20 protein-coding genes, 1 tRNA gene and 1 pseudogene are annotated in these 17833 nt (G+C 73.8%); 14 read left to right on the top strand and 8 right to left on the bottom strand.

Annotated elements, in window-relative coordinates:
* Window positions 1-4: 4 nt before the first annotated feature.
* The gene (locus ACZ4VL_RS09230) at window positions 5-364 is read left to right on the top strand and encodes an NYN domain-containing protein (RefSeq protein ID WP_468197626.1); all 360 of its coding nucleotides are present in this window, start codon (window positions 5-7) and stop codon (window positions 362-364) included.
* Between the two features lie 14 nt (window positions 365-378).
* Here the strand turns inward: ACZ4VL_RS09230 and ACZ4VL_RS09225 are convergent, their stop codons facing one another.
* Window positions 379-1137, bottom strand: coding sequence for an SH3 domain-containing protein (locus ACZ4VL_RS09225; RefSeq protein WP_468197625.1), 759 nt, complete (start codon window positions 1135-1137; stop codon window positions 379-381).
* A 505-nt stretch (window positions 1138-1642) separates the two neighbouring features.
* Between ACZ4VL_RS09225 and ACZ4VL_RS09220 the strand changes: the two genes are divergently transcribed.
* The 6 genes from ACZ4VL_RS09220 to ACZ4VL_RS09195 all read left to right on the top strand — a co-directional run bounded on the left by ACZ4VL_RS09220 (window position 1643) and on the right by ACZ4VL_RS09195 (window position 6294).
* The gene (locus tag ACZ4VL_RS09220) at window positions 1643-2341 is read left to right on the top strand and encodes a response regulator (RefSeq protein WP_468197623.1); all 699 of its coding nucleotides are present in this window, start codon (window positions 1643-1645) and stop codon (window positions 2339-2341) included.
* Window positions 2281-2655: a YbjQ family protein gene (locus tag ACZ4VL_RS09215; RefSeq protein WP_468197620.1), complete on the top strand. Its 375-nt coding sequence runs from the start codon at window positions 2281-2283 to the stop codon at window positions 2653-2655. Before ACZ4VL_RS09220 ends, ACZ4VL_RS09215 begins: the two co-directional genes overlap by 61 nt.
* A gap of 69 nt (window positions 2656-2724) precedes the next feature.
* Window positions 2725-4311 carry a glycosyltransferase family 2 protein gene (locus ACZ4VL_RS09210; RefSeq protein WP_468197618.1) on the top strand — a complete coding sequence of 529 codons (1587 nt, stop codon included), beginning with the start codon at window positions 2725-2727 and terminating at the stop codon, window positions 4309-4311.
* 185 nt (window positions 4312-4496) lie between these two features.
* Window positions 4497-4967, top strand: a complete 471-nt coding sequence (locus ACZ4VL_RS09205; RefSeq protein ID WP_468197616.1) for an LAETG motif-containing sortase-dependent surface protein — start codon at window positions 4497-4499, stop codon at window positions 4965-4967.
* 8 nt (window positions 4968-4975) lie between these two features.
* Window positions 4976-5716 carry an RNA polymerase sigma factor gene (locus tag ACZ4VL_RS09200; protein WP_468197614.1) on the top strand — a complete coding sequence of 247 codons (741 nt, stop codon included), beginning with the start codon at window positions 4976-4978 and terminating at the stop codon, window positions 5714-5716.
* A complete protein-coding gene (locus tag ACZ4VL_RS09195; protein WP_468197611.1) occupies window positions 5713-6294 on the top strand; it encodes a hypothetical protein in 582 nt (193 codons plus the stop codon). The genes ACZ4VL_RS09200 and ACZ4VL_RS09195 overlap by 4 nt, the downstream gene beginning before the upstream one ends.
* Here the strand turns inward: ACZ4VL_RS09195 and ACZ4VL_RS09190 are convergent.
* Together ACZ4VL_RS09190 and ACZ4VL_RS09185 are read right to left on the bottom strand one after the other, a co-directional pair.
* Window positions 6291-6995, bottom strand: a complete 705-nt coding sequence (locus ACZ4VL_RS09190) for a ribonuclease H family protein (protein WP_468197609.1) — start codon at window positions 6993-6995, stop codon at window positions 6291-6293. The two genes, ACZ4VL_RS09195 and ACZ4VL_RS09190, sit on opposite strands and share 4 nt — an antisense overlap.
* Window positions 6996-7002: 7 nt before the next feature.
* Entirely contained in the window at window positions 7003-7482 is a 480-nt protein-coding gene (locus tag ACZ4VL_RS09185) for a MarR family winged helix-turn-helix transcriptional regulator (RefSeq protein ID WP_468197607.1), read from the bottom strand.
* 232 nt (window positions 7483-7714) lie between these two features.
* Here ACZ4VL_RS09185 and ACZ4VL_RS09180 point away from each other — a divergent pair, with 232 nt between their 5' ends.
* The 3 genes from ACZ4VL_RS09180 to ACZ4VL_RS09170 all read left to right on the top strand — a co-directional run bounded on the left by ACZ4VL_RS09180 (window position 7715) and on the right by ACZ4VL_RS09170 (window position 11287).
* Entirely contained in the window at window positions 7715-8947 is a 1233-nt protein-coding gene (locus ACZ4VL_RS09180; protein ID WP_468197605.1) for an MFS transporter, read from the top strand.
* Window positions 8948-9096: 149 nt separating this feature from the next.
* Complete coding sequence (locus ACZ4VL_RS09175; RefSeq protein ID WP_468197603.1) at window positions 9097-9579, top strand: GlcG/HbpS family heme-binding protein; 483 nt, start codon at window positions 9097-9099, stop codon at window positions 9577-9579.
* A gap of 76 nt (window positions 9580-9655) precedes the next feature.
* The gene (locus tag ACZ4VL_RS09170; protein ID WP_468197601.1) at window positions 9656-11287 is read left to right on the top strand and encodes a beta-N-acetylhexosaminidase; all 1632 of its coding nucleotides are present in this window, start codon (window positions 9656-9658) and stop codon (window positions 11285-11287) included.
* Here ACZ4VL_RS09170 and ACZ4VL_RS09165 read toward each other — a convergent pair.
* On the bottom strand, window positions 11247-11648 hold the full coding sequence (locus tag ACZ4VL_RS09165) for a hypothetical protein (RefSeq protein WP_468197598.1): 402 nt from the start codon (window positions 11646-11648) through the stop codon (window positions 11247-11249). The two genes, ACZ4VL_RS09170 and ACZ4VL_RS09165, sit on opposite strands and share 41 nt — an antisense overlap.
* On the bottom strand, window positions 11645-12376 hold the full coding sequence (locus tag ACZ4VL_RS09160) for an FUSC family protein (RefSeq protein WP_468197595.1): 732 nt from the start codon (window positions 12374-12376) through the stop codon (window positions 11645-11647). Before ACZ4VL_RS09160 ends, ACZ4VL_RS09165 begins: the two co-directional genes overlap by 4 nt.
* Before the next feature lie 561 nt (window positions 12377-12937).
* Between ACZ4VL_RS09160 and ACZ4VL_RS09155 the strand changes: the two are divergent.
* Window positions 12938-13198 (top strand): annotated as a pseudogene (locus ACZ4VL_RS09155) (cytochrome P450); the annotation flags it as partial.
* A gap of 99 nt (window positions 13199-13297) precedes the next feature.
* Here ACZ4VL_RS09155 and ACZ4VL_RS09150 read toward each other — a convergent pair.
* Window positions 13298-13606 carry a DUF3040 domain-containing protein gene (locus ACZ4VL_RS09150; RefSeq protein ID WP_468197593.1) on the bottom strand — a complete coding sequence of 103 codons (309 nt, stop codon included), beginning with the start codon at window positions 13604-13606 and terminating at the stop codon, window positions 13298-13300.
* A gap of 86 nt (window positions 13607-13692) precedes the next feature.
* Window positions 13693-14529 (bottom strand): endonuclease I family protein, encoded by an 837-nt coding sequence (locus ACZ4VL_RS09145; RefSeq protein ID WP_468197591.1) that lies wholly within the window; start codon window positions 14527-14529, stop codon window positions 13693-13695.
* Between the two features lie 265 nt (window positions 14530-14794).
* Between ACZ4VL_RS09145 and ACZ4VL_RS09140 the strand changes: the two genes are divergently transcribed.
* A complete protein-coding gene (locus tag ACZ4VL_RS09140; protein WP_468197589.1) occupies window positions 14795-15361 on the top strand; it encodes a DJ-1/PfpI family protein in 567 nt (188 codons plus the stop codon).
* A gap of 149 nt (window positions 15362-15510) precedes the next feature.
* Entirely contained in the window at window positions 15511-16473 is a 963-nt protein-coding gene (locus tag ACZ4VL_RS09135) for an SMP-30/gluconolactonase/LRE family protein (protein ID WP_468197587.1), read from the top strand.
* Here ACZ4VL_RS09135 and ACZ4VL_RS09130 read toward each other — a convergent pair.
* Window positions 16457-17272, bottom strand: a complete 816-nt coding sequence (locus ACZ4VL_RS09130; protein ID WP_468197584.1) for a glutamate ABC transporter substrate-binding protein — start codon at window positions 17270-17272, stop codon at window positions 16457-16459. The two genes, ACZ4VL_RS09135 and ACZ4VL_RS09130, sit on opposite strands and share 17 nt — an antisense overlap.
* 440 nt (window positions 17273-17712) lie before the next feature.
* Here ACZ4VL_RS09130 and ACZ4VL_RS09125 point away from each other — a divergent pair.
* Window positions 17713-17785 (top strand) — tRNA-Arg (locus tag ACZ4VL_RS09125).
* The last annotated feature ends 48 nt before the right edge of the window (window positions 17786-17833 follow it).

Genomic DNA, 17833 nt, shown 5'->3' with positions numbered 1-17833 from the left:
GACCGTGAGCGTGCTGATCGTGGACGGGGCCAACGTCGTCGGATCCGTCCCGGACGGCTGGTGGCGGGACCGGCGGGGCGCGGCCGAGCGGCTGCGCGACCGGCTGGCGCGGCGGGACCCGGTGGCCGGCGAGGAAGTGGTCCTCGTCGTGGAGGGCGCCGCCCGGGGCGTCGAGTCCGTGCCCGGAGTACGGGTGGACCCGGCGCCCGGCAGCGGCGACGACAGGATCGTGGAGCTGGTGGCGTCCTTCGCGGACAGCGGGCGCGACTGCACCGTGGTCACGGCGGACCGGGAACTGCGGGCCCGGGTCCGGGCGTACGGAGCGCAGTGCGTGGGGCCGCGTACCGTACGCCCGGAGCACTGACCGGGCGGTCCGGGTCAGTCGCAGGAGCCGACGCGGTCCAGGTTCTTCACGTAGCGGGCGGAGACCCAGGCCTTCTTGCTGCTCTCCTTGCCGCTGTTCGCCCGCTTGGCGGACAGGCCGGCCTCTTCGTCTGAGTCCTCCTCGAGCCCGTCCTCGACGTCGCCCTCGGCCTCTTCGGCGGTCTGCTCGTCGGCGTCCTCGGCGGCGTCCTCCTCGCGCTGGTCCTGCTCCTCCTGCGCATCCTGCTCGTCGCGCTGGTCCTGCTCCTCCTGCGCATCCTGCTCGTCGCGCTGGTCCTCGCGCTCGTCCTGCCGCTCCTCGTCCTTCCCGCCCTTCTCCTTCCCGTCCTTCTTCTTGCCGTCCTTCTTCTTGCCTTCCTTCTCGTCCTTCCTCTTGCCGTCCTTGTCGTCCTTGTGGGAGTCCTCGTGCTCCTTCACCAGGAGGCGGTACCAGATGTCGTTGCCGTCGACCTTCTGGCCCTTCACCTTGCACAGGATCGCGACCTTGTGGCCCGACCTGACCTCGCCGACGGAGCGGGAGTCGGTCGTCGGCAGGCTCCTGACCTTCAGCGAGCCGCGGGAGACGACCTCGCCGACGGTGTAGTGCCGGCCCTCGTACTTCCCCGACGACCCGCGGTCCGGTTCGACGAAGCGGAGGTCGCGGGACGACCCGTTCCCGCCGTCCGCGGCGGCGGCCGCGCCGCCCAGGCCGCCCAGGCCGAGCACCAGGCTTCCGGCGGCGAGAGCGATGACGGCCCTGGTGGGCTTCAGCATGGGCAGGCTCCTCTGCGAAGGCATCCGCCCGGCCGCGATGCGCCGCGGTCCGGTGCGGCGACCGGGCGGTCGCCAGGACGACTATGACGAGGGCGCATCGCGGCCGGGCGGATGACGCACCGTCATCTCGCCCGAAATGCCCAACGTGCATCGCTCTGGTGTACGTGGGGCCGTGCCCGCCCCCGTACGGGCACGGCCTCGCCGCGCGGCCCGGAGACCGGGGCCGGCACCGGACACCGCCGGCACGGCGAATGTACGCGGACGGAGCCGTCCCGCTCACCCGTCCGCAGGGTGAATCCCGCCTCCGCCCCAGGACGGCCCCCGCGTACGACCGGGGGCGTAGTCAGGCGGGCGAGCAGCGGAACAGGCCGTACCGGCAGCCGTGTGCCGGTCACCGTTGCGGGACCGGCGCGCCGGGCTTGATCGGCCTGCCCCGGCGCGACCCGATCCACCCCGCCGCCACGGCAGGACCCGCTTCCGGGGGCGGTCGCGGGGAGGAACGGACATGCCGCGCGTGCTCGTCGTCGACGACCGGCTCCTGATCCGGTCCGGGCTGGCCGCGCTGCTGAACGCCGCCCCGGGCATCGAACTCGTCGGCGCGGCCCAGGACGGCGAGGAGGCCGTTCGGGTCGTCGCCGCGACCCGGCTCGACGTCGTCCTGATGGACATCCGGATGCCCGGCGACACCGACGGCATCGCGGCCACCGCCCGGATCCTCGCCGAGGCGCCCCCGCCCGCCCCCAAGGGGCCGGTCCTGACCCCCTTCGACTCCGGCGAGTACGTCCTGCGGGCCCTGCGCGGGATCGTCGACGCGTACGCTGCCCGGGCCGCCCCGTACCCAGCCCGGACTCCCCGACCCCGCGCGAGCGCGAGGCGTTCGGCGCGGGCCTGTCCCGTCCCGGCATCGCCGCACGCCTCGTCCTCGGCGCCGCCACCGTCAAGACCCACGTCCACCCGCTGCCTGAGCGAGCCCGGACTCTCCGCCGGGTCCAGGCCGTGTACCGGCCCACGAGTCCGGCCTGGTCGCCCGGCTGACCTGACCCCGCCCCGCCCCGGCCGGCCATCCGGCCCGCCCCCCGATCCGCCACCCGACGGGCCGCGCTGCGGATGCGGGGCCGCGGGCCCGCCGCCACAGTGGGTGCCATGGGTATCGACGACTACACCGGCGGCCCCGGGGCCCAGCAGACCGGAGTCCTGGTCGTGACGACCAACGACGCCCCCGGATACCGGGTGGAGCAGGTGGTCGGGGAGGTCTTCGGCCTCACCGTCCGCTCCCGCCACCTGGGCAGCCAGATCGGCGCCGGCCTGAAGTCGATGATCGGCGGCGAGCTGAAGGGCCTGACCAAGACCCTGGTGGAGACCCGCAACCAGGCCATGGAACGGCTCATCGAGGCGGCCAAGGCCCGCGGCGCGAACGCCGTGCTCATGATGCGGTTCGACGTGACCGAGGCCGCCGACGTGGGCACCGAGGTGTGTGCCTACGGTACCGCCGTCGTCCTCGTCCCCGCCGGCTCCTGACCCCGGCCCCGCCGCCGCGGCCGGGTCCCGGCTGCGGGAGCCGTGCCCGGTGAACCCTATGCTCAGGGCATGTACCACCAGTTCGTGCCCGACGTTTCCGTGATCATCGCCGTCTACAACGCGATGCCCTACCTGACCGAATGCCTCGAATCGGTCATGGCGCAGGGTTTTGGGCCCGACCGCCTGGAGGTCATCGCGGTCGACGACGGATCGACGGACGGCAGCGGCGCCGAACTCGACCACTTCGCGGCACGCCACCCGCAGATCCGCGTGCTGCACCAGCCGAACTCCGGCGGCCCCGGCGCACCGCGCAACCGGGCCCTGGACCTGGCCCGCGGGCGGTACGTCTTCTTCGTCGACGCCGACGACATGCTGGGCCCCGAGGCCCTCCAGCGGCTGCTCGCCATGGCCGACGCCCAAGGCAGCGACGTCGTTCTCGCCAAGCAGGTCGGCCTCGGCCGGTCCGTCTCCGAGAAGGCCCACAAGCACGCCCCGGAGGCCGACCTCTACACCTCGGAGGTCTACCGCTCCTTGCACTCGGCCAAGCTGATGCGCCGTTCGACCATCGAGGACGCACGGCTGCGCTACCCGGAGGACCTCTGGTACGGCGAGGACCAGATCTTCGTCACCTCCGTCTTCCTGGCCGCCGGAAAGATATCCGTGGTCGGCGACTACGACTGCTACTACCTGCGCCGCCGCGACGACGGCGGCAACCTCACCTCGCGCCCCCGCACCGCGCACGACACCGTCGCCCACATCGAACGCGTCATGGCGCTGGTCGCCGACCGCGTCCGGGACCCGCTGGGGCGGCGCCGGATGCTCGGCCGCCATTTCCGCAGCCTGCTGCGCACGGCCCTGCGGCCGGCCGTCAACGCCCGCCACGGCGACCCCGCGTACACGGCCGAGGTCTACGGGCGGGCGCGGACGCTGGTCGAGACGTACTGGACCCCCGACATGGGCGGGGAGCTCGCCCGGATCGACTGGATCAGGCTGTACGCCTTCGCCTGCGGCCCCCTCCCCGCCTTCGAGCAGCTGATGGAGTACGACCCGGCGAAGGAGCCGGCGCCCCGGGAGGTCGTCGAGAACGGCCGCGTGTACCGCTGCTACCCCCTCTTCCGGGATCCGGTCGCGGGCCTGCCCGACGTGCTCTTCGACGTGACCGGGCAGCTCAAGACCCAGCACCAGCTGGCCTCGATGACCTGGCAGGGCCGCCGGGTCCGGCTGACCGGGCACGGCTGGATCCAGAGCCTCGGCACGGACCGCATGGACAGCGAACTCGTCCTGCGCGAGCGGGACACGGGACACGAGTACGCGGTGCCCGCCGCCCCGTGTCCGGCCCCCGAACTCGCCGAGCGCGAGCCGGGGCTGGACATGGCCGGGTTCCTGGCGGAGTTCGACCTGGCGACGGTGGCCGGGGGAGAGCCGCTGCCGCCGGGCCTGTGGGACTGCTTCCTGAAGGTGCGCGCGGACGGGGTGGCGCGCACGGTCCGGCTGGGCCGCCGGCACGCGCCGGACCTGGACCGGACGGCCCGCCGGGCCAAGGTCCTGGCCCGCGAGGCGGGCGGGGTCACCGAGCTCGCGGCCGCGCCCTTCTTCACCGCGTACGGAAACCTCAGCTTCGAGGTCGTCCGCCGGATCCCGCAGTCGGCGGGATGACGGCGGGCGCGGCCCTACCCCGCGCGGCCACCGGGTCCGACGCGGCCACTCGGTCCGACGCGGCCACTCGGTCCGACATCCGCAGAAACTTTTCTGCACACGGCGGCAACCTCCCCGGGGGTCGCGCGTCGTGCGGGGGTGAAGGGCGTCATCCCGCGTCCCCGACCCGACCGTGGAGAACCACCGTGACCAACCCCAAGCGCGTTTCCGTGCCCGCCCGCCCGTCGCTGCGCCGGGCGGCCGCCGCCGCCCTCGTGGCCGCCGGGGCCGCGGCCGCCCTCGCCGGGACGGCGTCCACCGTGCACGCGGCCTCGGCCACGCCGTCGCCCGCGCCCACCGCGACGCGGAGCGTGCCGCCGAGCGCCGTGCCCAGCGCGGCCCCGAGCGCCATGCCGAGCGCGCCGCCGACCACCGCCCCGGGCGGCCGGCCGACCCCGTCGGTCAGCGTCCCCCCGACGGCCGTGCCCAGTGCCGCCCCGAGCGCGGCGCCGAGCCAGCCGGGCCGGACACCGTCCGCGTCGCCCTCGCCCGCCGACGGCGAACTCGCGCAGACCGGATCCTCCTCGACCAACGTCGCCCTGGGAGCCGGGGCCGCGGTGCTCCTGGCCGCCGGTGGCGGGACCCTGTACGCCGTTCGGCGCCGCACCAACGGCTGAGGACCTCCGTGCTCCACCTCGCACCACCGGTACCCCTCGCACGGCCCCTCGCGCCCGGCTTCGGCCGGGCGTGGCGGGGCCTGCGGGCGTGGGCGCTGCGCCGCGAGCGGCCCGCCCCGGCCGCTCCGTTCCCGGCCGCTGTCCCGCCGCAGGCCGCCGCACCCCCGTACGGAGCCGGGCCCGGGCCCGCGTCCGGGCCCTCGTACGCGCACGGCGGCGGGTCCGCGTACGACGGCACCCGGAGCGGCGACGGCGATCCGCCGCGGCCGACGGTCTCCGAGCTGTACCACGCCCACCGGCTGCCGATGGTCCGCCTGGCCGTCCTGCTCGTCGACGACCTGGCCACCGCCGAGGACGTGGTGCAGGACGCCTTCACGGCCCTGTACCGCCGCCACGGAGAGCAGATCGCCGAGGTCGACAACGCCCTGGGCTACCTGCGCACGGCCGTGGTCAACACCGCCCGGTCCGTCCTGCGCCGCCGGCGCACGGCCCGCGCCTGGACCCCGCCCGCGGCGCAGGACCTGCCGTCCGCGGAGGAGCACGTGGTCCTCGACGAGGCCCACCGCGAGGTCCTCGCCGCGCTCGCCCGGCTGACCCCGCGCCGCCGGCAGGTGCTGGTGCTGCGCTACTGGGCCGAACTGAGCGAGGCGGAGATAGCCGCCACCCTCGGGATCAGCCGGGGTGCGGTGAAGTCGAACGCGAGCCGCGCCCTGGACGCGCTGGAACGGATTCTGGAGGGACGCATATGACGTACGGCGAGCGCCCCGGCGGGGGCGCGGGCAGACCCCCGGGCAGGCACTTCGGCGGGCCGCCCGTCGACCGCCCGGTCGAGCGCAGGCTGCGGGCCGCCCTCGACGCCCGCGCGGCCTCGGTCACCGTCCGCGAGCTGCGCCCCGCCGCCCCGCCGGGGCCGCACTCCCGCCGGCCGGTCGCCGTGGTGTGGCTGCGGTCGCGGCGCTGGGCGGTGCCGCTGGCAGGACTGGCCGCGGCGGCCGCGGCCGCGGTCGGGTACGCCGTCCTGGCCCCCGATGCGCCGCCCGCCCGCCCGCTGCCGCCGGCCTCACCACCCGACCCGGGTTCCCCCGCCCCGGGGCCGGGCCCGTCGTCCGGCAGCCCCGGACCCTCGGCGGTGCCGTCGTCCCCGCCCACGGGGTCGGGGCCCCATTCGACGCCGTCGCCCGGCATGTCGCCGGGCCCGACGGGGACGCGGTCGACGTCGCCGACCCCGAACCCGTCGCGGTCCACGGGCGCGCCGCCGCCCACGGGCACCCCGGTGCAGTCCTCGCCGCAGCGCAGCCCCACCCCGAGCGCGAGCAGACCGCTCTAGTCGGCGGTTCCGGCCGGGCCGGAGGCGGTGGCGCAGGCGAGGTGTCCCCAGCGGGCGCCGACCTTGGCGATGGTCTCGCCGGAGGCGTAGGGCTTACCGCAGGGGCAGCTGCCGGGGAACTTCGCCTTGACGGAGGCCCGGCCGCGGCCTGCGGCCGCCTTATTCGCCGGGCTGCCGGAGGGCCGTCGGGCGGGGGTGGCGCGGCCGGGGTGGGGCACGGGCAGGTCGGTGCTGCCGAGCGCGGTGCCGGCGGCCTCCTGGGAGACGGCGGCGTCGCTGGCGGCCTGGTCGGCGATGGCGTTCAGCCGGTCGCCGTCGGTGCGGTGCGCGGGGACGTAGCGGAACTCCACGTCCCGCTCCCCGAGGAGCTCGTCGATGCGTTCGACGAGCTCCCGGTTGGCCACCGGCTTGCCCGCCGCGGTCTTCCACCCGTTGCGCTTCCAGGCGGGGAGCCACTGGGTGACGGCCTTCATCGCGTACTGCGAGTCCATCCGTACCTCTACGGCGGTCCCCGGTTCGAGCGCCTCCAACAGCCGCTGCAGGGCGGTCAGCTCGCCCACGTTGTTGGTGGCCCGGCCCAGCGGGCCGGCCTCCCAGCGTTCCGGGTGGCCCTCGGCGTCGGCGATGACCCACGCCCATCCGGCCGGCCCGGGATTGCCCTTCGCCGCCCCGTCGCAGGCGGCAATGATCCGTTCAGACATCCTTCGATCATGCCCCAACCGCGGGGGTGCCCGTGCCGGGCCGGATGTTCTCCACGGCGTCGACCAGCGGGGCGAGCTCGGGCTTGAGCCTGGCCTCGGCCAGGGCCTCGCGCAGCGCGGTGTCGTTGGTCGGCCGGGCCGCGGCCAGCAGGGCCAGGCCGGCCCCGCTCACATCGGTGTAGATGCCGCGCCGGTCGGTGTCGCAGAGGTAGCGGTTCAGCAGCCCGCGGTCCTCCAGCCGGCTCACCAGCCGGGTGGTGGCGCTCTGGCTGAGGACCACCGCGTCGGCGACCTGGTTCATGCGCAGGTGGCCGCCCGGGCCGTTGTGCTGGCGGCTGAGGACGTCGAGCAGCGAGTACTCGCGGACGCTCAGCCCGTGCTGCGCCTGCAGGGCCCGCTCGATGTGCGCCTCGATCCGCCCGTGCAGCAGGGAGAGGGCGCACCAGCCCTGGGCGAGGGCGGTCAGCGCACTGTCCGTGGCCGTCATGGGCTCCTCCTTGCAGATCCCCGGGCCGGGCCGTTCCCCGTACCCGAGTGCCTCCAGGATAGGCGACGGGTGAAATAGCCCGCGTTTGCAAATATCCCGCGTCTGCAATTAATGTGGACGCAGGCAATCGGCGGTCGCATTGTTCCAGTGCTTCGGCTTCGGGCTTCGTCTTCGGGCTTTCCGTGATGCCACCGCGCCCGTACCACCCCCACCCCTGAAGGGCACCTCCCTCATGCCTCTCGCACTGCTCGCCCTGGCCATCGGGGCCTTCGGGATCGGCACCACCGAGTTCGTGATCATGGGCCTGCTCCCCGAGGTCGCCGCCGACTACGGCGTCTCCATCCCCACCGCGGGCTTCCTCGTCACCGGATACGCCCTCGGCGTCGTCCTCGGGGCCCCGCTGATGACCGTCCTGGGCACGCGGATCCCCCGCAAGCGCATGCTGATGCTGCTCATGGTCCTGTTCGTGGCCGGCAACGTGCTCTCCGCGCTCGCCCCGGTCTTCGGCGCCATGCTGGCCGGGCGCGTCGTCGCCTCCCTCGCCCACGGGGCCTTCTTCGGCATCGGCTCGGTCGTCGCCGCGGAGCTCGTCGCCCCCGAGAAGAAGGCCGGCGCCATCGCGATGATGTTCACCGGCCTGACCGTGGCCAACGTCGTCGGCGTCCCCCTCGGCACCCTCGTCGGCCAGACCCTCGGCTGGCGCACGACCTTCCTGATCGTCGCGGCGCTCGGCGTACTCGGCCTGCTCGGCATCGCCCGCCTGGTCCCGGACCTGCCCCGGCCCGAGGGCGTCCGGATCCGCCACGAGCTGGCCGCCTTCCGGAACGTCCAGGTGCTGCTCGCGATGGCCATGACCGTCCTCGGCTTCGGCGGGGTCTTCGCCGCCATCACCTACATCACGCCGATGATGACCGAGGTCGCCGGCTTCGCCGACACCTCCGTCACCTGGCTCCTCGTCCTCTTCGGCCTCGGCATGGTCGGCGGCAACCTCCTCGGCGGCCGGTTCGCCGACCGCGCCCTGATGCCGATGCTGTACGTCTCCCTGGGCGCCCTCGCCCTCGTCCTCGCCCTCTTCACGCTCACCGCCCACTCCAAGGCCGGCGCGGCCGTCACCGTCGTCCTCATCGGCGCCCTCGGCTTCGCCACCGTGCCGCCCCTGCAGAAGCGGGTCCTCGACCAGGCCGCCGGCGCGCCCACGCTGGCCTCCGCCGTCAACATCGGCGCCTTCAACCTCGGCAACGCGCTCGCCGCCTGGCTGGGCGGACTCGTCATCGCCGCCGGGTTCGGCTGGACCGCCCCGAACTGGATCGGCGCCGCGCTGGCCGGCTCCGCCCTGGTCCTCGCCCTCGTCTCCGGTGCGCTGGAGCGGCGTACGGCCTCCCGCCCGGGCCGCATCGCCGCGACCTCCTCGGCCGGGGCGGCCGTGGCGGCCGGGGAGCCGGCCGCGGCCGCCGCGCGCCGCTGATCCACGGGTCCACGGCGCCCCGGTCCAGCGCCCGGGTCCACGGCCCACCGATCCACCGGCCCGCCGGTCACCGCTTCACCGATCCGCGGCACGTCGTCGCACCCCCGCACCGTCACCCGACCACCGCACCACCCCCGGGAGAACCCGCCATGTCCACCACCACCCGCCCCCGCACCGCCGTCGTCCCGCTGACCAGCGACGACGCCGAACTCCTCGTCGCGGCCGCCCGGGCCGCCGCCGAGGCTGCGGGCGCCGCCGTCAGCGTCACCGTCCTCGACGCGGGCGGCCACCTGCTCGCCTTCCGCCGCGACGACCGCGCCGTGCTGATCTCCGGCGAGACCAGCACCCGCAAGGCCTACACCGCCCTGCAACTGGACGCCGCCACCGCCGACCTGGCCGACGCCGTCCGCCCCGACGGGCCGTTCCACACCCTGCCCACCGCCCTCGACCGGCCGCTGCTGTTCATCGCCGGCGGGCTGCCCGTCCACCGCGCGGGCCGGATCATCGGCGCCGTCGGCGTGGGTGGCGCGGCTCCCGCGCAGGACCACGGCTTCGCCGTCGCCGCCCTCGACGAGCTCGCCGCCCTCACCGAGATCGCCGCCCGCGACGGGGCCGGGGCACCGGCCGCCTGAGCCCGGTCCGACTCGCGCACCCGTGTCCCCCGTGCCACGTTGGTACGGGGGACACGGGTGCACCATGAGACGAGCCATGCGACACAGGACAGCCCACGCCCTCGCGACGGCCACCGCCGCCGCGCTGGTCGCCCTCGCCGTCCCCGCCTGCACCGCCGCCCCCCGCGACGGCCGCAGCGCGGGCGCCCCCACCGGCCCGACCGGACAGGCCCCCGGCACCGGCCCGGCGGCCGCCGTGACCGACCCCTCGCCGACGCCGTCCCACCCGCTGTCCTCCGCTCCCCGCACCGTCCCGGCCGTCCGCGAGCACACCCCCGCCCGCGGCCCCGGATGGAAGCCCGCCCCGGGCGCACGGGTCGTCGTACCCGCCGCGAACCGCGCGGCCCTCGCCGACGAGGGCAGGCTGCTCGCCGGGGAACTCCGGCTCGGCTTCACCGAGTCGGCCGCCGCCCGCCCGGGAGACGTCGAACTCGCCCTCGCCGCCCCGGGATCCGGGCCCCCCGAGTCGTACACCCTCACCGTGAAGGACGGCCGCGCCCGCATCACCGGCCCCGACCAGGCCGGCGTCTTCTACGGCACCCGGACCCTCAAACAGGCCGTCAGGGCGGCCGGTTCGGCCCCCGAGGGCACCGTGCGCGACGCCCCTGCCACACCACAGCGCGGCCTGAACCTCGACATCGCCCGCAAGAACTACACCGCGGAGTGGATCGAGGCCCGGCTGCGCGAGATGGCCGACTTCAAGCTCAACCAGCTCGGCCTGCACTTCTCCGACGACCAGGCGTTCCGGATCCAGTCCGACACCCACCCCGAGATCGTCTCCACCCCCCACCTGACCAAGGCCGAGGTGCGGAGGATCAACGAGCTCGCCGCCCGCCTGCACATCGCCGTCGTCCCCGAGATCGACTCCCCGGGCCACCTCGGCGCAGTGCTGCGCGCCCACCCCGACCTGCAACTGCGCGACGTGCAGGGCCGGGCCGTCAAGGGCGCCGTGGACATCTCCGATCCGGCCGCGGCCCGGCTCGTCGACGAACTGGTCCGCGAGTACCTCCCGCTGTTCCCGAGCGCCACCTGGCACCTGGGCGCGGACGAGTACCAGGCGCTGGTCTACCGCAACCCGGAGGCCTCCTTCCCGCAGCTCGCGCAGGCGGCACGACAGCGGTACGGGCCCTCGGCGAAGGTGCGCGACCTGGCCACCGGCTGGCTGAACGACCGGGCGGGCGTGGTGCGCCCTGCGGGCCGGGTCCCCAAGGCGTGGAACGACGGGATGTTCGCCGGCGGCGTGGTGCGGCCCGCGCAGGACATCCAGGTCGAGTACTGGACCGGCCGCGAGAACGGGGTACGGCCGCCGGTCTCGTACCTCGACGAGGGCCGCAGGCTCGTCAACCTCAACGACGAGTACCTCTACTACGTGCTGGGCCAGCCGAACCAGTTCACCTACCCCACCGGCCGGCGGATCTACGAGGAGTGGACCCCGCTGGTCCTGCGGGGGACCACCCCCGTGCCCGCCCGGTACGCACCGCAGGTCCTGGGCGGGCGGCTCGCCGTGTGGAGCGACCTCCCCGGGGCCCAGACCCAGGCACAGGTGGCGGAGGGGATCCGGCTGCCGCTGGCCGCGCTGTCCCAGAAGGTCTGGGACGCCCGGCCCCCGCAGCAACCGTGGACGGGGTTCAAGGCCCTCGTCGACCGGGTCCGACCCGCCGGTTCCTAGTCCCGCTCGGAGGCGGCCGGTCGGCGAGGGCCTTCCGGTCCGCACGGATCGCCATGACCGCCCGCCGGAGACCGGCCAGCCAGATGGCGGCGTCCACGGCGCAGTACAGCAGCGGATCAGGCGCACGGCCCCCGGAGGCGGCGCACACGTCGGCGATGACCACGTGGTCCGCGGGAGCGCCCTGCACGGGCAGCTCGGCGGGTGGGCCACGCCTCGTCCCGGAGCGCAGGTCCTCCACCACGGGCAGCGCGGTCAGCCGTAGACGGTGGGCCGCGTCGCGCAGGTGCCCCGCGCTGAGCGGCCAGGCGGCCAGCGCCCCCGGCGGGCCCGCCTTGACCAGCGTCTGCCCCGTGATGGTCACCCGGCTGCCCGCGATCGCGATCGCCTGCCAGTCGGTTTCCGAGGAACGTGCGGGGCCCGGGTCGGCGCCCTCGGCGGCTTACTGCGCGTAACAGGTCTCGGCGATCTGCTGAGCGAGACGGGTGCGGGGCAGGGCGTCGCAGGCCGTTCCGGCCCCGGTGATCGTGTCGGTGATCTCGGTGACGGCACGGGTCCCCTGGTCCAGCAGCTGCGAGCAGGCCCGCCGCAGTTCCCTGGTGCCACCGTAGGGCCAGGCCAGCAGCCCGATGAACGCGCCGGTGAGGAGGCCGGTGACGATGTCCTCGATCCGGACCGCCGCCAGCCCTGGGCCGGTGGGTTGGAGCTGGGCGAAGACGGCGGACGCCTGGAGGTCGAGAACGCCTGACCCCAGCTGGCGCCGAGCAGGGGCCCCGCCGTGAAGGACAGGAACAGCAGGGGCGGCGTCACGACCGCGTACACAGCCACACGGCCGCCCACGAAGTACAGCACGAGGGCCGCGACAGCCCCTCCCGCGAGGACGCCCAGCAATGCCGGTCGCAGCGCCGTCCGGGTGTCCGCGGCAGTGGTGCGCATGACGGCCAGCGTGGCCAGCAACGCCCACGAGCCGTGGGACAGGTCGAGTGCGCCCACGAGCAGCCGGGCGGCTGCGAGAGCGAGTGCGATGCGGACCGCGTTCTGCAAGTACACCGACCGCGGCGTGCTTCGAAGTCCGCTGCCGCGGCAGCACATGGAGCGATGGTGGGTGCGGGGCCCTGGCCGGACAGCCCCCGGGCAACGCCGTGACAGACGGTGGCCGACGCACGCAGCAGGCGGGACGACGCAGCGTCACCGGGGACGGGCCCGTCGCGCGCATCCTGAGCCAATTGCCAGGTCTGGGCGAGCAGGTGACGCATGAAGTCGGCTCCCTGGCACAGCGCGCGGTCCCGCACCGACAGAGGTGGGTCGCTCCTCGTTCGGCACCCGGTCCAGCCGCAGTTCCTGCGACGCCTCCAGCAGTCGCTCCGGCCTTTCGTGCGCGTGGGGCGGGCGCTGCTGCGTCGCGAGCGTCCGCAACGTCCCGGCCGCCAGCGAAGCCGCTGTCACCAGCCGGTCCGCGTACCGCCCCGGCGCGGGGTCCGGCAGCAGCCACATCTCCGCCGCCGTCAGAACCACCCCGATCACCAGCCCGCTCACGCGCGCTCCCAGCGCCGAGGGGTAGTACGGCGGGAAACACGGGAGGATTTAGAAGAGCTGGAGGCCGTTGGCGAGTCCCCTCGCCCGGGGCCCGCCCACCCCCGCGTACGTCACCAAATGCTCGCCTCGGGCAGTCGCGACCCGAACCGCTTCCCCGACCCCGACCGGCCCGACAACCAGCACCTCGGATTCGGCAGCGGCATCCACCTGTGCTTCGGCGGTCCGCTGGCCCGGCTGGGTACCCGGATCTCCCTGACCGAACTGGTACGCCGCCTCGACCGGCCCGGGCTGGTCGAGGATCCGCCGCCGTACCGGCGCAGCCCTGTTCTCCTTCTCCGCGGTCCGATCCATCCGAACGTCGAACAGGGCAGCGGCTGACACGACAGCGGAGGCGACAGCAGGAGAAGCCCTTGCAGGCCCCGCCCGTCTACCGGGCGGGGCCTGCACTCGGGCGGGCGAGCCTCATCCCGACCGGCGTCAGCCCGCCCGGCTCGTATGGTCGCGGACCTGCCAGCGGTGGCGCAGCCACTGCGCCAGCAGCGGCAGCGCCATCGCCACCGTCAGGGTCCAGGCGGCCGCGAAGCCCCAGATCAGCGGCAGGGACACGGTGACCGAGGCCGCGATCAGCAGGCCCACCGCCACCAGGCCGAGCGCACCCGCCGCCATGGCGCGGTGGCGCAGCCGGCCGAAGCGCAGGATCCGGTCGAGCGAGCGGTCATGCCGCAGCTCCGCCTCGAACGCGGAGAGGGCGCGCCGCTCGCGGTCGGAGAGTCCGGCATCGTCCATGACGACCTCCGTCGGCTGCCGCCGCAGGGTGCGTAATGCAGCCGCTGACCTGCGGATACCCGGTCCGCGAGGGGGGCAATCCTGGGTCACCAGATGGAGTCGACCCACTCCGGGTGGTCGATGAACGGGTTCCGGTTGTGCTGGTAGGAGTCGTAGATGACCTGGTTGCGGCGCTGCTCGAAGGCGTCCGGCGGGTCGATCCTGTTCCATTCCTTGAGCACGCTGATCCGGCCGATCGCCGGGGCGCTCCCGTTGCCCACGCGGTCGTTCACCTCCAGGTTCGGGAAGCCGTCGCCGCCGTCGTAGCGGACCGCCATGTACAGCAGCATCCGCGCGACGTCGCCCTTGACCGCGTTGCGCGGTTCGAAGGAGTCGGCGTCGGTGTAGCTGCCCGGGGCCTCGGCGACCGGGCTGCCGCCGCGGTCGAAGTCCTTGTTGCCACGGGTGCTGTTGACCGTGACGTCCTCGGGGCGCAGATGGTGCAGGTCCGTGCCGGGGCCGGTGGCGGTGCCGAAGTCGCCGTGGCTCTTGGCCCAGACGTGCTCGCGGTTCCAGTCGTTGGCGCCGCCGCCGTTGGTCGACTTGGACTGGGAGCGGCCCGAGTAGACGAGGATGACGTTGTTCGGGTTCGCCGGGTCCTGGTCGGTGACCTTCAGGGCGTTCCACACGGCGTCGTAGCTGATCTTGGACTGGTTCTTGATGATGTCGTGGAGCGCGGTCTTCAGCGCCGCCCCGGTCTGGCCCTCGGCGGGGGCGTAGTACGCGTCCACGGCGGCGGCCGCCGCGGTCGCGGGCTGCGCGGTCGCGGGCTGTACGGGGGCAGCGGCCTGGGGAGCCGTACCCGCCGTGGCGGCGGCCGGTACGGCGACCAGGGTCGCGACGGCGAGGCCGACGGCCCAGCCGGTTCTCCGGGAGATGGTCATGACGTGGGGGTTCCTCTCCGATGCACCGTCCCCGCCGGTGCAGTCGGCGGGGTGTCGGGTGGCGGAGCGAGGGTCACATTGTCATGTGCCGTACAGGTGAAGCGCACGTGTCGGGAACCCGGCCATTCCTTGCGGACCGGGTTCCCCCGATCGGGTGAGGGCCCCTTGGCAGGAGGTCCCGGCGCGGGCAGGGTGGCCGGGGCCCGGCGGCGACCGGGCGCAAGCGAGACCACGACGGCGTGAACACCCTTACCGGGAGCAGCCCATGACAGTGAAGATCCTCATCGTGACCGGCGACGCGGCGGAGTCGCTGGAGGTCCTCTACCCGTACCAGCGGCTGCGCGAGGAGGGGTACGAGGTCCACATCGCGGCCCCCGCCGTCAAGCAACTGCGGTTCGTGGTGCACGACTTCGAGGACGGCTTCGACACCTACACCGAGAAGCCCGGCTACACCTGGCCCGCTGACGTGGCCTTCGCCGACGTGGACCCCGGGCAGTACGCGGCCGTCGTCGTCCCGGGCGGCCGGGCGCCGGAGTACCTGCGCAACAACGAGGACGTGCAGCGGATCCTGGGCGCCTTCGCCGCCTCCGGCAAGCCGATCGCACAGATCTGCCACGGCCCGCTGATCACGGCGGCGACCGGCTCGCTGGCCGGCCGCCGGGTGACCGCGTACCCGGCGCTCCAGCTGGACATGAAGGCCGCCGGCGCCGACTTCGAGGACGCCGAGGCCGTCGTCGACGACAAGCTGGTCTCGGCCCGCGCCTGGCCCGACCACCCGGCGTGGATGCGCGAGTTCCTCAAGGTCCTCGCCGTCGAGGCCCCGGTGGCCTGATTCCTCCGGTGGCGAAGGGGACGTTCCTCATTCCCTTGTGAAGGTCCCGGCCGGGGACTGACGCGGCGGCGGTGGTGTGCTGAGGTGGGAGGGCCCGACCGAAGCCGTCTCCACCACCGCTGTCCGCGCGGCGGTCGAAAGGACCCACCGTGACTGGACCCCTGGCCCGGCGCAGGTTCATCGGCGCGGCCGCAGCACTGGCGGGCGCGGCCGTCGCGGGGCCGCTCGCCCCGTCGGCCGAGGCCCGCGGGACCGGACGGCCCCCGGTCTCGCGCCCCGACGCCCTCGCCACCCCGGCGGGCTTCCAGCCGGAGGGCATCGCGGTCTCGTCCGGCGGACTCCTCTACACCGGCTCCCTGATCGACGGCTCGATCTACCGGGCCGACCTCGCCACCGGGGCCGGCCGGATCATCACCCGGGGGCAGGGCCCCATGTCGGTCGGGATGAAGCTCGACGGGCGGGGCCGGCTGCTCGTGGCGGGCGGCTCCAGCGGGCAGATACGCGTGGTCCACGCCGGGGACGGCCGGGTCCTCGCCACCCACCAGGCGGCCGGCGGCACCACCTTCGTCAACGACGTCGTGGTCGGCTGCGGCGGAGCCTGGTTCACCGACTCCTTCAACGACGTCCTGTACTTGCTGCCCGACGGCCGCGACCCGGCCGCCGCCCCGCGCGCCGTGGCGCTCGGCGGCGCATGGGTGCCCACCCCGCCCGACGGCGCCCACTGGGGCGCCAACGGGATCGAGCGGACCCCGGACGGCCGGGCCCTGCTCGTCGTCAACGACACCGCGCAGGCGTTGTTCCGCGTCGATTCGCGGACCGGCGCCGCGGCCCGGGTCCCGCTCGACGGCGGGTCCGTGGGCAACGGTGACGGCCTCGCGGTCCACGGGCGCACCCTGTACGTGGTCCGCAACTGGGACTACGCGGTCGACGTCTTCGCAGTCGGCGCGGACGGCCGGCGGGCCCGCTTCGTGAAGCGGATCACCGACCCGCGTTTCGACGAGCCGACGACGGCGGCGGTGCACGGCGGGCGCCTGTGGGTGGTCAATGCCGCCTTCGACTCCGACTGGTCGGACCCCGCCACCGCGTCGAGCGTCGTCAGCTGCCCGTTGTGATCTGCGGAGCGGGCTCGTTGCGGTAGTTGGCCGAACCGAAGTTCTTCTTCACGGCCGCGTCCCAGGCGCCGTCCGCGACCATCTTCTTCAGGGCGGCGTTGATCTTGTCGACGAGCTCCTTGTTGCCCTTCTTCACGCCGATGCCGTAGCTCTCGTTGCTCAGGCTCAGGCCGACGAGCTTGAACTTGCCCGTGTTGGCCTTCTGGGCGGCGTAACCGGCGAGGATGGAGTTGTCGGTGGTCATGGCGTCGGCCGAGCCGTCCTGGAGGGCGACGACGCACTCCGAGTAGCCGCCGAGCTCCAGCAGGCTCGCCTTGGGCGCCAGCTTCTCCTTGATGTTCGACGCCGAGGTGGAGCCGGACACGGAGCAGAGCCTCTTGTTGTTGAGGTCCTCGGCCTTGGTGATGGAGTTGTCGTCGGCGCGGACGAGGAGGTCCTGGTGGGCCGTGAAGTACGGGCCGGCGAAGTCGACCTTCTCCTTGCGCTTGTCGCTGATCGAATAGCTCGCGGCGACGAACTTGACCTCGTTGTACTGCAGCAGCAGCTCGCGGTCGGAGCTGTCGACCTTCTTGAACTCGATCTGCTCGGGCTTGTAGCCGAGCTCCTTGGCGATGTAGGTGGCGACGTCCACGTCGAAGCCGGAGAAGGTACCGCCGGGCTCGCGCAGGCCCACACCGGGCTGGTCGAACTTGATGCCGACCGACAGGGTCCCCTTGGGGCCTTCGTCGCCGCCGCATCCGGTGGCGGTCAGGGCGAGGCCGACCACCACGGCCATCGCACCAGCCTTGGGAACCCTCATGTTGTGCACTCTTTCCTAGGGCGCGGACGCGGAGCGGGATCGCCGGAACGCGTGGAACCGCGGGAACTGAAAAGCGTCAAGACGCGTGTACGAGGAAGCTAGGAATCCCGCCGCCGTGGTGTCACTGCAATTGAGGGAAACTTGAGGTAACGATCCGGCTCGACCGGCGTTTTCTGCGGCGATTTCGGTTTCGAACGGGATGAAGAGGGAATAGCGGGCGCCACGAGCGGGGCAATTCAGGGAAATTCCCCTCTTGATGGCGAAAGTGCGCATATCCGACCTATCCGGACATGGCGTCTTCCGGGGCGAGGTACGCGCCCCGGCCCCCGGGGACACCCTCACCCGCATCGGGCCGGATCAAACCCGCCGGAAATGTGACGAGGGCACGGATTCAAACTGGTGATCGACTTTGGCTGAAAAGCCGCTATGATCTCCGCAGCAAGGCCGTAGCGCAGAGGTCGTCGCGCCCAAGCATCGAGCTGGAGGACGTCGGTTCGAATCCGACCGGTCTTGCGTCTTCTTTCATGCCGCAGTGGACGCCGGACACCGGCGAAGGAACCG

It is taken from the genome of Streptomyces sp. NPDC029014, from assembly GCF_055564695.1.
This window is presented reverse-complemented; position numbering and strand designations above follow the sequence as displayed.